The 16022-nt window shown below is 72.2% G+C and carries 9 protein-coding genes and 2 pseudogenes; 8 read left to right on the plus strand and 3 right to left on the minus strand.

The features are described 5' to 3' along the window. Positions 1-148: 148 nt before the first annotated feature. Positions 149-1168: a LacI family DNA-binding transcriptional regulator gene (locus B4N89_RS14510; RefSeq protein ID WP_078976259.1), complete on the minus strand. Its 1020-nt coding sequence runs from the start codon at positions 1166-1168 to the stop codon at positions 149-151. A 204-nt stretch (positions 1169-1372) separates the two neighbouring features. On the opposite strand from B4N89_RS14510, the gene hisC reads away from it, so the two are divergent. From hisC to B4N89_RS51370, 7 genes and pseudogenes are all read left to right on the plus strand, one after another. After that, positions 1373-2479 (plus strand): histidinol-phosphate transaminase, encoded by a 1107-nt coding sequence (hisC, locus tag B4N89_RS14515; RefSeq protein WP_078976260.1) that lies wholly within the window; start codon positions 1373-1375, stop codon positions 2477-2479. Positions 2480-2750: 271 nt separating this feature from the next. Continuing rightward, positions 2751-4187: a cytochrome ubiquinol oxidase subunit I gene (locus B4N89_RS14520; RefSeq protein WP_078976261.1), complete on the plus strand. Its 1437-nt coding sequence runs from the start codon at positions 2751-2753 to the stop codon at positions 4185-4187. 17 nt (positions 4188-4204) lie between these two features. Continuing rightward, positions 4205-5242 (plus strand): cytochrome d ubiquinol oxidase subunit II, encoded by a 1038-nt coding sequence (gene cydB, locus B4N89_RS14525; RefSeq protein ID WP_078976262.1) that lies wholly within the window; start codon positions 4205-4207, stop codon positions 5240-5242. Positions 5243-5323: 81 nt separating this feature from the next. Next, positions 5324-8939: pseudogene (cydD, locus tag B4N89_RS52605) on the plus strand (thiol reductant ABC exporter subunit CydD). Between the two features lie 117 nt (positions 8940-9056). Beyond that, on the plus strand, positions 9057-10832 hold the full coding sequence (locus B4N89_RS14535) for a GAF domain-containing protein (RefSeq protein ID WP_201260844.1): 1776 nt from the start codon (positions 9057-9059) through the stop codon (positions 10830-10832). A gap of 98 nt (positions 10833-10930) precedes the next feature. Next, complete coding sequence (locus tag B4N89_RS14540; RefSeq protein ID WP_078976263.1) at positions 10931-12025, plus strand: medium chain dehydrogenase/reductase family protein; 1095 nt, start codon at positions 10931-10933, stop codon at positions 12023-12025. 92 nt (positions 12026-12117) lie between these two features. Continuing rightward, positions 12118-12297: pseudogene (locus B4N89_RS51370) on the plus strand (ATP-binding cassette domain-containing protein); the annotation flags it as partial. Between the two features lie 193 nt (positions 12298-12490). On the opposite strand, the gene B4N89_RS14550 reads toward B4N89_RS51370, so the two are convergent. Further along, a complete protein-coding gene (locus B4N89_RS14550; protein ID WP_078976264.1) occupies positions 12491-13084 on the minus strand; it encodes an NADPH-dependent FMN reductase in 594 nt (197 codons plus the stop codon). Between the two features lie 112 nt (positions 13085-13196). On the opposite strand from B4N89_RS14550, the gene B4N89_RS14555 reads away from it, so the two are divergent. Continuing rightward, positions 13197-14039 carry a helix-turn-helix domain-containing protein gene (locus B4N89_RS14555; RefSeq protein ID WP_078976265.1) on the plus strand — a complete coding sequence of 281 codons (843 nt, stop codon included), beginning with the start codon at positions 13197-13199 and terminating at the stop codon, positions 14037-14039. A gap of 79 nt (positions 14040-14118) precedes the next feature. Here the strand turns inward: B4N89_RS14555 and thiC are convergent, their stop codons facing one another. Beyond that, positions 14119-15882 (minus strand): phosphomethylpyrimidine synthase ThiC, encoded by a 1764-nt coding sequence (gene thiC / locus B4N89_RS14560; protein WP_078976266.1) that lies wholly within the window; start codon positions 15880-15882, stop codon positions 14119-14121. Positions 15883-16022: the final 140 nt, after the last annotated feature.

Raw genomic sequence — 16022 nt, forward strand, 5'->3', positions numbered from 1 at the left:
ATTCGGATGATTCCTGGACCGTATCTCTCGTGCGGGCACGGTGGAACGGACCACGCTCAATTGTGCGTGGACCCGCGGCCGCCCGACCCGGCGCCCCACCCCCGGGTGCGGCCGGGCACCGAGCACCGGCCCGGGGCGAACACACCGATCAGCGGCGAGTGGAGGAATCCCGGACGGACAGCCGGGTGGGCACGGTGCGCTGGGCGGGCAGCAGCGGCCCCGCCCCGGGGTCATCGATCACCCCGACGAGCAGCTCCACCGCCCAGGCGCCGGCCAGGGCCGGTTGCAGGCTCAGCGAGGTCACCGACGGGTCGGCCCCCTCGCCGCAGCAGGCCAGGAGCAGGTCGTCGGGCACCCGCAGGGCACGCTCGCGGGCCGCGTCCAACAGCTCGGGCGCGCAGCCCTCGTGCAGGCCGAACACCGCGTCGGGCCCCCGCTCCAGCAGGCGGGCCGCGGCGGCCCGGCCCGCGCCGGGGGTGCGGGCCTCGTACTCCTCGGTGATCGGCGGCACACCCCGGTCCGCGCACCACGCCCGATATCCCGCGACACCCTTGTCGGCGCCGGGTCCGTCGGCGGCGGCGAGCAGGCCGATCCGCTCGGCGCCCGCGTCGGCGAGGTGGTCGAGCACCGAACGCACGGCCGCCACGTGGTCGTTGTCCACCCACCCGAAGACCGGAGTGGAGCCGGGGTGGCCGCCGCTGACCACGGGCACACCCCGACGCAGCAGTTCGTGCACGAGCGGATCGTCGTCGGCGGGGTCGACGACGATGGTGCCGTCGAGCGCGACGTTGCCCCAGACGTCGTGCGGCGAGGACGCGGGCAGCACGACGAGCGCGTAGCCCAGATCGAGCGCGGTCGCGGTGGCCGAGCGCACCAGCTCGGCGAACCAGGCGAACTCGGTGAGCGCGAACGGCTCGGTCGAGCGCATGGTCGTGGTCAGCCCGAGCAACCCCGAGCGGCCGGTGCGCAGGGTGCGCGCGGCGGCCGACGGGCGGTAGCCCAGCCGGTCGGCGACCTCGCGCACGTGCACACGGGTCGTGTCGGGCAGTCGGCCCTTGCCGTTGAGCGCGTCGGAGACGGTCGTGATCGACACCCCGGCAGCCGCTGCGACGTCCCGGATGCCCACCCGGATCCGCCGCCCCACACGCGGTACATCTGGCGCTGTCATCGTCACGACACTAGGGCGAATGGGCCGCCCTGGCCGGGTTCATGTCATTGCTTTACGAAGAAACGTATCGCCCCATACCTGCCCCTGAACGTTCGGCGCAGGCCACCCTCCGTCCGGGAGTCCCCTCCGGGGCCGGCGGATCATAGGGTGAGACGACCGGGACGTGCGCCCAGGCACCCCGACCAGTATGCGAGGAGGACGGGCGTGACCGAGCACAACGCCCCAGGCACCGACGACGGCACCACCCCCCGGTTCCGGGCCGCCCTGGCGGCGGTGCCCGCCTACAAGGCGGGCCGACCGCCCGCGGTGGCCGAGGGTCTACCGGCGTACAAGCTCTCGTCCAACGAGAACCCGTACCCGCCGCTGCCCAGCGTGCACAAGGTGGTGGCGGACGCGGTCGGCGAGATAAATCGCTACCCGGACCCGGCGAACGCGGAGCTGGCCCAGACGCTGGCCGAGCGGTTCGGGGTGCCCGCGTCGCACATCGTGGTGGGCAACGGTTCGGTGACCGTGGCCCAGCAGTTGGTCAACGCGACGGCCGGCGAGGGCGACGAGGTCGTCTTCGCGTGGCGCTCGTTCGAGGCGTACCCGATGCTCGTGCTGCTCGCCGGGGCGACGCCGGTGATGGTCCCGCTGCTCGCCGACGAGAGCCACGACCTGGACGCGATGGCCGCCGCGATCACCGAGCGGACCCGACTGGTCTTCGTGTGCAACCCGAACAACCCGACCGGCACGGTGATCCACCGCGCCGAACTGGAGCGGTTCCTGGACCGGGTCCCGCGCCACGTGGTGGTCGTGCTGGACGAGGCGTACCGCGAGTTCATCCGGGACGAGCGGGTGCCGGACGGGGTCGAGCTGTACCGCGAGCGACCCAACGTGGTGGTGCTGCGCACGTTCTCCAAGGCGTACGGGCTGGCCGGCCTGCGGGTGGGCTTCGCCATCGCGCACGAGGCGGCGGCCGACGAGTTGCGCAAGACCGGGATGCCGTTCGCGGTGAACCGGCTCGCCCAGGTGGCGGCGATCGCCTCGGTCGGCGCCGAGGCCGAACTCCTGGAGCGGGTCGAGGCGTTGGTCCAGGAGCGGACCCGGGTGCTGGAGACGCTGGTCGGCCAGGGCTGGACGGTGTTCGACTCGCAGGCCAACTTCGTTTGGTTGCGGCTCGGCGAGCGCACCGGCGAATTCGCCGCGATGTGCGAGGCGGCCGGGGTCACGGTGCGCCCGTTCGAGGGCGAGGGTTGCCGGATCACGATCGGCGAGACCGAGGCCAACACGATCTTCCTGGAGCAGGCGGCGCGATTCATGGAGAAGTAGCGCCCGAGAGCCGAAATGAGCCCCTTCGGGCACCCCCCTCCAGGGTGCCCGAGGGGGCTCGCTAGTGTTTGTGAACGGATGCACAAGCTCGACTTTGTGAACCCATTCACAAAGTTGTGCTGTCGAACCCGCGCATCCATCCCGGTTCATCCGGGTTCGTCCGGCGAGGTGTCGGACGAGGGGCGCGGGCGCGGCCGTGCATCGTGAACCAAACGTGCCCCGCGCGCTCGCGGGCGGGGCACGACCGGCGATCAGGAGGAATGAGGGGCCCATGGACCTCGCCGTCGAAACACTCGACGTAGCCCGGTGGCAGTTCGGCATCACGACCGTCTACCACTTCCTCTTCGTGCCACTGACGATGGGTTTGTCCATCCTCGTCGCCTGCCTGCAGACCGCGTGGGTGCGCACCGGCAAGGAGCACTACCTCCGGGCCACCAAGTTCTGGGGCAAGCTCTTCCTGATCAACTTCGCGCTCGGCCTGGTGACCGGCATCGTGCAGGAATTCCAGTTCGGGATGAACTGGTCCGACTACTCGCGCTTCGTCGGCGACATCTTCGGCGCCCCGCTGGCGATCGAGGCGCTGGTCGCGTTCTTCCTGGAGTCGACCTTCCTGGGATTGTGGATCTTCGGCTGGGACCGCCTGCCGAAGAAGATCCACCTGGCCACCATCTGGGCCGCCGCGATCGGCACGATCCTGTCGGCCTACTTCATCCTCGCCGCCAACTCGTGGATGCAGCACCCGGTCGGCTACCGGATCAACCCGGAGACCGGCCGCGCCGAGCTGACCGACTTCGTGGCGGTGCTCACCAACAACACCGCGATCGCCGCGTTCCTGCACATCCTCCCGGCCGCGTTCCTGGTCGCCGGCGGTTTCCTGATCGGGATCAGCTGCTGGCACCTGCGCAAGCGCAACGAGGTCGCGGTCTTTCGTCCCTCGCTCCGGCTCGGCCTGTGGGTCTCGGTGCTCGCCGGCGTCGGCCTCGCGCTCACCGGTGACATGCAGGGCAAGCTGATGTACGAGCAGCAGCCGATGAAGATGGCCTCGGCCGAGGCGCTGTGGGAGACGTCCAAGCCCGCGCCGTTCTCGATCTTTTCCTACGGCGACGTCCAAAAGGGTCACAACAAGGTCGCCATAGAGGTCCCCGGCGCGTTGTCCTTCCTGGCCAAGAACGACCTCGACGCCGAGTTGCCGGGGATCAACGACCTCCAGGAGCAGTCGGTGGTCAAGTACGGCCCCGGCGACTACCGGCCCAACATCTTCGTCACCTACTGGTCGTTCCGGCTGATGATCGGCGTGGGCATGGTCACCGCGGGCATCGGCCTGGTCGGACTGTGGTTGACCCGGCGCAAGCGGGAGTTGCCGAGCAACCCGTGGGTGTACCGGGTCGGCCTGTGGACCATCGCGTTCCCGTTCGCGGCCAACTCGTTCGGCTGGATCTTCACCGAGATGGGCCGCCAGCCGTGGCTGGTGTTCGGGGTGCTCAAGACCGAGGCGGGGGTGTCGCCGAGCGTGTCCACGGGTGAGGTGCTCACCTCGCTGATCGTGTTCACCCTGCTCTACGGCGCGCTCGCGGTGGTCGAGCTCGGCCTGATCCGGCGCTACGTCAAGGCCGGACCCGAACCGATCAAGCCGGCCGCCGACAAGCACCCCGACGATCCGTCGGGCGGGGGCGAGGACGCCGACCGGCCGCTCGCCTTCGCGTACTAGGGGAGAGGGAGAGGGTCATGGGACTCAACGAATTCTGGTTCCTGCTGATCGCCGTGCTCTGGGTCGGCTACTTCTTCCTCGAGGGCTTCGACTTCGGCGTCGGCATCCTGACCAAGGTGCTGGCCCGGAACGAGACCGAGCGGCGGGTGCTGATCAACACCATCGGTCCGGTCTGGGACGGCAACGAGGTGTGGCTGATCACCGCGGGTGGGGCGACCTTCGCGGCGTTCCCCGAGTGGTACGCGACCCTGTTCAGCGGCTTCTACCTGCCGCTGCTGCTGATCCTGGTGGCGCTGATCCTGCGCGGGGTGGCGTTCGAGTACCGCGCCAAGCGCGACGAGGACCGCTGGAAGCGCGGCTGGGAGCAGGCGATCTTCTGGGGCTCGCTGGTGCCGGCGTTCCTGTGGGGCGTGGCGTTCGCGAACATCACGCGCGGGGTGAGGATAGACGGGAACAAGGAGTACGTCGGCGACCTGTTCGACCTGCTCAACCCGTACGCCCTGCTCGGCGGCGTGGTCACCACGGTCCTGTTCACCTTCCACGGCGCGGTGTTCGTCGCGCTCAAGACCGACGGCGACATCCGGGGCCGGGCGCGCGCGCTGGCCGGACGCCTCGGCCTGGTCACCGCGGTGCTCGCGGCGGCGTTTTTGATCTGGACCCAGGCCGAGCACGGCAACGGACGTACCCTGGTCGCGCTGATCGTGGCGGTCGCGGCCCTGGTCGGCGCGCTGGCGATGAACCGGATCGGGCGCGAGGGCTGGGCGTTCGCGATGTCGGGCGTGACGGTGATCGCGGCGGTGGCGATGTTGTTCCTGTCGCTGTTCCCGAGCGTGATGCCCTCCAGCCTGGACTCGGCGTGGGATCTGACCATCCACAACGCGTCCTCGACGCCGTACACGCTGAAGATCATGACCTGGGTCGCCGCCTTCATGACCCCGGTGGTGCTGTGCTACCAGGCGTGGACGTACTGGGTGTTCCGCAAGCGGATCAGCACGAAGAGCATCCCGACCAAGCCGGCGTTCGGGGCGGCGGCGGCCGATCTGGTGGGGAAGTAGGGGTTGGGCGCAGGGGCCGGCGCGCCGCCGGCCCCTGCGCGGTGACCCGACGACGCAACGACGTATCGAAGAGAGCGGATCGTGAAGCCTGTTGACCCGCGCCTGCTGACCCACGCCCGAGCCACCCGGGGCTTTTTGGCCCTGACGGTGGTGCTGGGCACGGCGGGCGCGGGTCTCGTGCTCGTCCAGGCGGCACTGCTCGCCCGGGTGATCGTGGCGGCGTTCGAGGAGGGCGCCGGGGTCGGCGACCTGTGGCCGGAGCTGGGCCTGCTGGCCGGCGTGGTCGCGGCCCGCTCGGCGATCTCCTGGCTCACCGAGGTGGTCGCGCACCGGACCTCGGCGGCGGTGAAGTCGCAGTTGCGCGAACGCCTGCTCGCGCACGTGGTCCGGCTCGGCCCGGCCTGGCTGAACCGGGAGCGGTCGGGTGAGCTGACCACGCTCGCCACCCGGGGCGTGGACGCGCTCGACGGCTACTTCGCGCGTTATCTGCCGCAGCTGGTCCTGTCCGTCACGGTGCCGGTGGCGGTGCTCGCGCGGGTGGTGTTCGGCGACTGGATCTCGGCCGCCACGATCGTGGTCACCCTCCCGCTGATCCCGCTGTTCATGGCGTTGATCGGGATGGCCACGCAGAAGTACATGGACCGGCAGTGGAGCGTGCTGAACCGGCTGGCCGGACACTTCCTGGACGTGGTCGCCGGGCTGCCGACGCTGAAGGTGTTCGGGCGGGCCAAAGCCCAGGCCGCGTCGATCCGGACGATCACCGACGACTACCGCCGGGCCACCCTCAAGACCCTGCGCATCGCGTTCCTGTCCTCGTTCGCCCTGGAACTGCTCGCCACCATCTCGGTCGCGCTCGTCGCGGTCGGCGTGGGCCTGCGCCTCGTGGACGGGGACCTGGGCCTGGAGACCGCGCTCGTGGTGCTGATCCTGGCTCCCGAGGCGTATCTGCCGCTGCGTCAGGTCGGCGCCGAGTATCACGCGAGCGTCGAGGGGGTCAGCGCCGCGGAACGGGTGTTCGAGGTGCTGGAGACCGCGCCGGACGCTCCGGCCGGGACCGCGCCGGTGCCGGATCCGCGCTCGGCCGACGTGGTGCTGCACGGGGTGACGGTGCGCTACGAGGGACGCGCGGACGCCGCGCCGGCGGACGTCGACCTGACCGTGCGGCCCGGCGAGACGGTGGCGCTGACCGGTCCGAGCGGGTGCGGGAAGTCGACCCTGCTCGCGGTGCTGCTCGGCTTCGTGCGGCCGACGTCGGGTCGGGTCACGGTGGGCGGGGTGGAGCTGGCCGACCTCGATCCGCGGGCGTGGCGGGCACACATCGCGTGGGTGCCACAGCGGCCCTACCTGTTCGCGGGCACGATCGGGGCGAACGTACGGCTGGCCCGGCCGGACGCGAGCGACGCCGAGGTGGACCGGGCGCTGGCCGACGCGGGGGCGGCCGACTTCGTGGCGCGCGCGGGGGGCTCGCCGCGCCGCTGGGCGAGGACGGGGCGGGCCTGTCCGCCGGACAGCGGCAACGCCTCGCGCTGGCCCGGGCGTTCCTGGCCGACCGCCCGATCCTGCTGCTCGACGAGCCGACCTCGAACCTGGACGGGGACAGCGAGGCGGCCGTCGTCGACGCGGTCGGCCGGTTGGCGGCGGGACGCACGGTGATTCTGGTGGCACATCGACCCGCGTTGTTGCCGTTGGCGGATCGGGTGGTGGGCGTGGCGGGCCCGTCGGCGGGTGCCCCGGTCGCCGGGGGTCTCCGGTCGGGGCGCACGCGGCGGTCGGGGCTCGGGCCCGGGCGGACACGATGCGCGCGGCGGAGGCGGCGGGTGATGTCGCGGCGGTGTCGGCGGGGCCGGCTGCGGAAGCGGTGGGCTCGGCCGGATCGGTGACCGCGTCGGGGGCCTCGGGCTCGGACGGTTCGTCCGCCGTAGCGCCCGACGCACCGGCTCCCGCCGCGGCCGGTCCCGGGCGGCGGCTGCTCGCGCTGGCCCGGCCGTTGCGGGGGCGGCTCGCGCTGGCGGTGGTGTGCGGGGCGCTCGCGCTCGGTAGTTCGGTGGGGCTCATGGCCACCTCGGCGTGGTTGATCTCACGGGCGTCCGAACATCCGCCGGTGCTGACGCTGATGGTCGCGGTGACCGGGGTTCGGGCCTTCGGCGTCTCGCGCGCGGTGTTCCGGTATGCCGAGCGGCTGATCGGGCACGACGCGGCGTTTCGGATCCTGGCCCGGTTGCGGGTTCGGGTGTACGAGCGGCTGGAGCGGTTGGCGCCGACGGGGCTGCCCGCCTTCCGTCGCGGGGATCTGCTGTCCCGGCTGGTCGCCGACGTGGACGCGGTACAGGACTTCTTCCTGCGGGCGCTGTTGCCCGCCTGCGTGGCGGCGGTGGTCGGCGCGGGCGCGGTACTCACCGTCGCCCTGGTGCTCCCGGAGGCCGGCGCGGTGCTGCTCGTGGGTCTGCTCGCCGCCGGCGTGCTGGTGCCGTGGCTGGCCGCCCGGGTCGCCCGGCGGGCCGAGCGCCGGGTCGCGGCCGTCCGGGGCGAGCTGTCCGCCGCCGTGGTCGACCTGCTGCGCGGCACCCCCGAATTGATCGCCGCCGGCCGCGCCCCCGCCCGACTCGCCGAGGTGGCCGAGGTGGGCGCCCGGCTGCGGGCGACCGAGGCGGGCCAGGCCCGGGGCGCGGGCGTCGGCGCGGGTCTGGCCGCGCTGGTGGCCGGCGCGACGGTCTGGGCCTCGGTCCTGGTCGGCGTCGCCGCGGTGCACGCCGACCGGCTGGGCGGCGTGCTGCTCGCGCTGGTGGTGCTCACCCCCCTGGCCGCGTTCGAGGCCACCGTCGTGCTGCCCGCCGCGGGCCGGCACCTGGAGGCGTCGCGGCGGGCCGCGGCACGGGTGTTCGAGGTGCTGGACACCCCGGAGCCGGTGCGCGAACCGGTCGCGCCCGTCGCGCTGCCCGCCGCGCCGCGGCCGTTGCGGGTGCGCGATGTGTCCGCCCGCTGGACCCCCGACGGCCCGCCGGCCCTGATCGGGGTCGACCTCGACCTGACGCCCGGCAAGCGGCTCGCGGTGGTCGGGCCGAGCGGGTCGGGCAAGACCACGTTGGCCCATGTGCTGCTGCGCTTCCTGGAGCCGGCGGCGGGCACGGTGACGTTGGGCGGTGTACCGCTCGGCGAGGCGGCCGGGGACGACGTACGCCGGGTGATCGGGCTGTGCGCGCAGGACGCGCACGTCTTCGACAGTTCGCTGCGGGAGAACCTGCGGCTGGCCCGGCCGGACTGCGACGAGGAGGCGATGCGGGCGGCGCTGGCCCGGGCCCGGCTCCTCGACTGGGTCGACGGCCTGCCCGAGGGGTTGGACACGATGGTCGGCGAACACGGCGCCCGCCTCTCCGGCGGCCAGCGGCAACGGCTCGCGCTCGCCCGCGCGCTGCTCGCCGACTTCGAGATCCTGCTCCTGGACGAGCCGGCCGAACACCTCGACCTGCCCACGGCCGACGCGCTGACCGCCGACCTGCTCGACGCCACCCGGGGCCGGACCACCCTCCTGGTGACCCACCGGCTCACCGGCCTGGACGCGGTGGACGAGATCGTGGTCCTGGCCGAGGGCCGGGTTCGCCAACGCGGCACGTGGGCGGAACTGAGCACCGCGCCCGGGGAGTTCCGCACGCTCCTGGAACGCGAGCGCGCCGCGGCGCCGGTCGCGGCGGGCGCCTGAGCGGGGCATCCCACCCGCCCGCCCCGGGCGGGCGCGGGACGAGTCGGCCGCGGATCCGTACGCGTGTCCATGCGGTTTGACCGCTTTCCGGCCGATTCACCCCCGTACGCTTTACCCATGGCGAACGGCGGCGACAGCCCGGAGGACCCCGAGCGGACCCAGCGCCCCGACCCGCCCCGGCGCCCCGACCGAGCGGACGACACCCGCGACGCCCACCGGCCCCCCGAGCCGGGCCCGCTCGCCCTGGACGACCTCGTCGCCGGGGTGGTCGAACGGCTCGGCTCGGCCGCGACCACCGGGAACCGGCTCCAGGGCCTGCTCGAAGCGGTGATCGCGGTCGGCGCCGACCTCGACCTGCACACCACGCTGCGCCGGATCGTCGAGGCCGCCGCCGAACTGGCCGACGCCCGCTACGCCGCGCTCGGCGTGATCGGCGGCGACAACAACCTGTCCGACTTCATCACCGTCGGCATCGACCCGGCCGACCGCGAGCGCATCGGCGAACTCCCGCACGGCCGGGGCATCCTGGGCCTGCTGATCGACCGTCCCGAGCCGCTGCTCCTCGACGATCTGACCCGGCATCCGGCCTCGTACGGCTTCCCGCCGAACCATCCGGCGATGCACTCGTTCCTGGGCGTGCCGATCCGGGTGCGCAACGAGGTGTTCGGCAATCTGTACCTGACCGAGAAGCGCGGTCGACCCGACTTCGGCATCGAGGACCAGCAGGTGGTCCGGGCACTCGCGGCGGCGGCCGGCGTCGCGATCGAGAACGCGCGCCTGTTCGAGAGCGCGGCCCGCCGGGAGAAGTGGATCATGGGCTCGGCGGACGTCACCACGGCGCTGCTGAGCGCGCAGGACCCGGACGAGGCGCTGGTCGTGGTGGCGGAGCGGGCCCGCAGCCTGGCCGAGGCGGACTTCGCCGCGATGTACCTGCCCCAGCCCGACGGCTCCTACCTGGTCGAGGTCACCTCCGGCGAGGACCTGGCGGGCCTCGGGGGCACGGTGATCGAGAAGGGCACCCCGCTCGCGGAGGCGATCAACGCCGGGCGCAGCATCTTCATCGAGGACATGAGCACCGACCCGAACGTGATGGTGGCCAAGTCGCGCTGCTTCGGTCCGGGCCTGTTCGTACCGCTGATCGCCAGCGATCGCATCCTCGGCGCGCTGGAGTTGGACAAGCGCGTCGGCGCGGTGCCGTTCAACGCGACCGAGCGCTCGATGGCGCAGGCGTTCGGCGGCCAGGCCGCGATCGCGCTGATGCTGGCGGGCGCGCAGCGCGATCGGGAGCGGCTGGCGGTGTTCGAGGATCGCGACCGGATCGCCCGGGACCTGCACGACCTGGTCATCCAGCGGCTGTTCGCGACGGGGATGATGCTCCAGGGCGCGGCCCGGCTGGCCAAGGTACCGGGTGTGATCACCCGGGTCGATCAGGCGGTGGACGAGCTCGACGCGACCATTCGCGAGGTGCGCAGCACGATTTTCGCGCTGCAGAATCCGCCGCGCGAAGGGGCGACCGGGGTCCGGGGGCGGGTGTTGCGCGAGGCGAGCGCGGCGGCGCCCGCACTCGGCTTCGATCCGACGGTCACCTTCGCCGGACCGGTCGACTCGACCGTGCCGGACGAGGTCGCCGAGCAGCTCCTGGCCGCACTGCGCGAGATCCTGTCCAACGTGTCCCGCCACGCGCACGCGTCGCGCGTCGAGGTGAGCCTGGTGGTGGCCGGCGGCTCCGTCGCCCTGGCGGTCACCGACGACGGCGTGGGCATCGCACCGGGCGGCCGGCGCCGCGGGCTGGCCAATCTGGCGGGCCGGGCCGAGGAGTTGGGCGGCCGGGCCGACTTCGGCCCGGGGCCGGACGGGCTCGGGACGACGGTGACGTGGTCGGCGCCGATCTAGCCGACGGGTTTCGCGGGGAACCTTGACGGACTACGGGTATGCACTTAAGTTAGATGCTATAACGAAGGTGATTGCGAGTCACTAATCAGGGAGATGCCATGACCATCAGTGCGATCGAGACCACGACCCCGTCCGCGTCCACCCCCCAGGGCCGGCCCTCCACCGAGACCGCGACCGAGATCGTGCTCCCGGGCATCGTCGACCCCTCGGGTCTGCAGGTGCGCGAGCGCCCGGTGGCCGAGCCCGGCCCCGGGGAGGTGCTGCTCGCGGTCGAGGCGTCGGGGGTGTCCTTCGCCGAGCAGCAGATGCGCCGGGGCAAGTACTACGACCAGCCGCCCTTCCCGTTCGTGCCCGGCTACGACCTCGTCGGCACGGTGTTGCGGGTGGGCCCCCGGGTGAACGCCTCCCTCGTCGGCCGCCGCTTCGCCGCGCTGACCAAGGTCGGCGGCTGGTCGAGCCGGATCGTGCTCCCGGTCGCCGACCTGGTCGAGGTGCCCGAGGAGGTCGACCCGGCCGAGGCGGAGACGGTGGTGGTCAACGGGATCACCGCGTGGCAGATGTTGCACCGCGTGGCGAGGGTGCGTCGGGGACAGACGATCCTGGTACACGGCGCCAATGGCGGCGTGGGCTCGACCCTGGTCCAGCTGGCCACGCACGCGGGCATCCGGGTGATCGGCACCGCGTCCCCGCGCCACCACGACGCGGTACGCGCGCTCGGCGCCGTCCCGCTCGACTACCGCGCGCCCGATCTGGCGTCCCTGGTGCGCGAGTCGGCCCCCGACGGCGTGGACGCGGTGTTCGACCACGTGGGCGGGGACGGCATCGTCGATTCGTTCCGACTGATCGCCCGGGGCGGCACGCTGGTCTCCTACGGAACGGCGGCCACGAAGGACCGGCCCGGCTCGTCCCGGCTCCCGGTGCTCCGGCTGATCGCCCGTCTGCTGTGGTGGAACCTGCTGCCCAACGGCCGGCGCACCCACTTCTACAACATCTGGGCGGGCAAGCGCCGCCGGGCCGCCTTCCAAGCCCGCCTGCGCGCCGACCTGACCGAGGTCCTCGCCCTGCTCGCCGAGGGCACCATCACCCCCCAGGTGGCCGCCCGCATCCCGCTGACCCGGGCCGCGGAGGCGATGACACTGGCCGAGTCGGGCACGATCACCGGCAAGGTCGTCCTGATCCCCGACCCGCGCTGACCGCGACGCCCCCGACACTCCTCCGCAAGTGGCAAGTCGGGTTCGGCCCTTCGACCGAAGACCGGGAGATCGGCGGCGTCGATGCCTTCGGCATGACTTCGACGCCCCCACACCCCCCGGCGACAGCGGTCCACGAACTGACCAAACGCTACGGCCGTACCACCGTGGTCGACCATCTCTCCTTCACCGTGCGAGCGGGGGTGGTGACCGGATTCCTCGGCCCGAACGGGGCGGGCAAGACGACCGTGTTGAAGACGATCGTCGGACCGGCCCGGCCCACCGCCGGGCACGTGACCTTCCAAGGCGGTCCGGTGCCTCGCGACGCCCGCGCGCCGGGCGTGCACATCGAGCCGTGCGGCGCCCATCCCGGCCGCACCGGACGGGCCCACCTGCGGGCGTCGGCGCTGCCGGCCGGCCTGCCGGCCACCCGGGTCGACGAGGATCCCGGGCCGTCGCCGTCGCGCCTCATGCCGGGTACGGAGTCGTCTCCCGCGCCGACCGGAGCGCGTGCGCCCACCACGACAGCTGGTCGAGCAGGACCTTGGCGTAGCCCGCGGCCTCGGGGTCGGTCGGGTGGTCGTCCTGCCACGTGAGGAAGTAGTTCGGGAAGGCCAGGCCGTCGCGGATGGTCACCGCGTGCAGTTCCGTCAGCACGTTCTCCAGGTGCAGCACCGCGTGCCGGCCACCCGCCGCGCCGCCGTAGCTGACGAAGGCCACGGGCTTGGCCGTCCACTGGGTGAAGTGCCAGTCGATGGCGGCCTTCAACGACGCGGGATAACTGTGGTTGTACTCCGGCGTGACCAGCACGATCGCGTCGGCACTCGCGAGGGCCGACGTCAACGGCGCCATCCCGGCCGGACGCGGGTACTCGTCGGCGGGGGCCTTGGGTGATGCCGCGGGCAGCGCCAACGGGATGTCGATGTCGGCCAGGTCGACGACATCCACCTCGAATCCGCCGTGGGCACCGACCTGTTCGGTGAACCACGAGGTCACGACCGGGCCGAATCGGCCTTCGCGAACACTTCCGACGATGATCAGCAGCTTGGGCTTGTTCTCCATGCCCACCACGATCCGGCCGCGCCGCGGGGGCAACCAGACCGCGCTCAGGCCGGCCCCCGGGGAGCCACGCTGAGCCCTCCACCGGCGGTGATCGGCGGCCTATGCTCGCGGCATGAGTACGCCGTTGGGGGACTTCATCCGCGCCAAACGCGACAGCGTGCAACCGGAGTCACTGGGCCTGCCCGACCGCGGCCGACGCAGGTCGCCGGGACTGCGGCGCCTGGATCTCGCCGCGCGGGCCGGCATCAGCGTCGAATACCTGACCCGCATCGAACAGGGCCGGGACCGCAACCCCTCGGTGTCGATCGTGAACGCGCTCGCCGACGCGCTCAGCCTCGACCCGGCGGAACGTGTGCACCTGCGCTACCTCGCGAAGATCACCGGCGGCGAATGCACCGCCCATCCCCGGCCCGCGCCCACGCCGGTGACCCGGGAGGTGCGCCCGACCATCCGGGAGACCCTTCGCCTCCTCGAACCGGGCATCGCCGCGGTGAGCAACCGGCTGGGGTTCGTGCTCGCCCACACCGCCGGCTACGCGTCGGTCATGGGCGCGAGCGGTTTGCTCGACGCCGACGCCCCGAACCTCACCCGCTACGTGTTCACCGACCCCGCCGCCCGGACCTTCTTCGTCGACTGGGACGTCGTCGCGGACGAGCAGGCCTTCGACCTGTGGCTCGCCCCCTCGGCCGAGGGCTCCCAGTGGATCACCGACGAACTCGGACCCCTCGCCGGACCCGAGTTCACCCGACGCCTGAACCGACACGTGGTGCCCGCACGCGGCGTACTTCGCCTCGACCACCCCTCGGGCCACCGACTCGAGCTCAACCGGGAGACGCTCGAACTGGCCGGCGACGACCAGCAGTTGGTCATCTTCCTGCCGGCGAACGAGGCGACGGCGACGAGTCTGGAGCAACTGCGCCGGCCGGACACCGGCCGTCTCCGGGCGATCTCCTAGGGCGGCTCGACCACCATCCGGCGGGGGACCGCGGATTCCCCGAAACCGAGAACCGGGATCCGCGGCCCCTCGCCGCGACTCAGTCGGCCAGCGGCAGATACACCCGATTGCCCGCGGCGGCGAACTCCGCGGACTTGGCGCGCATGCCCGCCTCGGCCTCGGCTTCGACCGCCACGACCGCCACGCCGTCGCCGTGTTCCGCGCGGATGTCGTGGGAGATCCGCATCGAGCAGAACTTCGGCCCGCACATCGAGCAGAAGTGGGCGGTCTTCGCCGGCTCGGCCGGCAGCGTCGCGTCGTGGTACGCCCGCGCCGTGTCCGGGTCCATCGCCAGGTCGAACTGGTCCTGCCAGCGGAATTCGAACCGGGCGTCGGAGAGCGCGTCGTCCCACGCCTGCGCGCCCGGGTGGCCCTTGGCCAGATCGGCCGCGTGCGCGGCGATCCGGTACGCGATCACGCCCGCCTTGACGTCGTCCCGGTCCGGCAGGCCCAGGTGCTCCTTCGGCGTCACGTAGCAGAGCATCGCGGTGCCCCACATCCCGATCATCGCCGCGCCGATCGCCGAGGTGATGTGGTCGTAGCCGGGCGCCACGTCGGTGGTCAGCGGGCCCAGGGTGTAGAACGGCGCCTCGTCGCAGATGCGCTGCTGGAGATCGACGTTCTCCTTGATCTTGTGCATCGGCACGTGGCCGGGGCCCTCGATCATCACCTGGACGTCCATCGACCGGGAGATCCGGCCCAGTTCGCCCAGCGTCTCCAACTCGGCGAACTGCGCCGCGTCGTTGGCGTCGGCGATCGAGCCCGGACGCAGGCCGTCGCCGAGCGAGTAGGTCACGTCGTACGCGCGCAGGATCTCGGTCAGCTCGGCGAAGCGCGTGTACAGGAAGTTCTCTTGGTGGTGCGCCAGACACCAGGCGGCCATGATCGAGCCGCCGCGCGAGACGATCCCGGTCTTGCGCCGCGCGGTCAGCGGCACATAGCGCAGCAGCACGCCGGCGTGCACCGTCATGTAGTCGACGCCCTGCTCGCACTGCTCGATCACGGTGTCCCGGTACAGCTCCCAGGTCAGTTCCTCGGGCTTGCCGTTCACCTTCTCCAGCGCCTGGTACAGCGGCACCGTGCCGATCGGGACCGGCGAGTTGCGCACGATCCACTCGCGCGTGGTGTGGATGTCCTTGCCGGTGGACAGGTCCATCACGGTGTCCGCGCCCCAGCGGATCGCCCACACCAGCTTGTCGGTCTCCTCCTCGATCGAGGAGGTCACCGCCGAGTTGCCGATGTTCGCGTTGACCTTGACCAGGAAGTTCTTGCCGATCGCCATCGGCTCGATCTCGGGGTGGTTGATGTTCGCGGGCAACACCGCCCGCCCGGCGGCGATCTCGTCCCGCACCATCTCCGGGGTCAGGCCCTCGCGGACGGCCACGAACTCCATCTCCGGGGTGATCAACCCGCGCCGGGCGTAGCCGAGTTGGGTCACCGCCTCGGATCCGGCGGCCCGCCGGGGACGCACCCCCGCGCCCGGCACCGCGAGCCCGGCCGGGGTAAGGTCGGCGATCCGGCCGTCGTAGCGCTCGGTGTCGCCGCGCTCGTCGATCCACGCCTCGCGCAACGCGGGCAGACCGCGCCGCACGTCCACCTCGAAGGCGGGATCGGTGTACGGGCCGGACGTGTCGTACAGGCGAACCGTCTCGCCGTTGGTCAGGTGCACCGTACGCACCGGGACGCGCAGGTCCTCGCGCGATCCGGCGACATAGCCGCGGTGGTGGGCGGGGGAAATCGGACCGCTGGTGACCGTCTGCGCGGCGGTGCCGACAGCGGACAGCGAAGTGTCGTGCGAGGTCATGGAAAGGCTCCCTACGCCGGCATTACCCGGTCAGGTTCTGCGGTCGGCGCGGCCTCAGCGCCCTCTCAGCCCGGTGCCCCGAGCTCCCGTGTATCTCCGTGTGGTGCGCCCCCACCCTGGCACACCGCAGACCGCACGAC

This window comes from Embleya scabrispora, assembly GCF_002024165.1.
Lineage (GTDB): Bacteria > Actinomycetota > Actinomycetes > Streptomycetales > Streptomycetaceae > Embleya > Embleya scabrispora_A.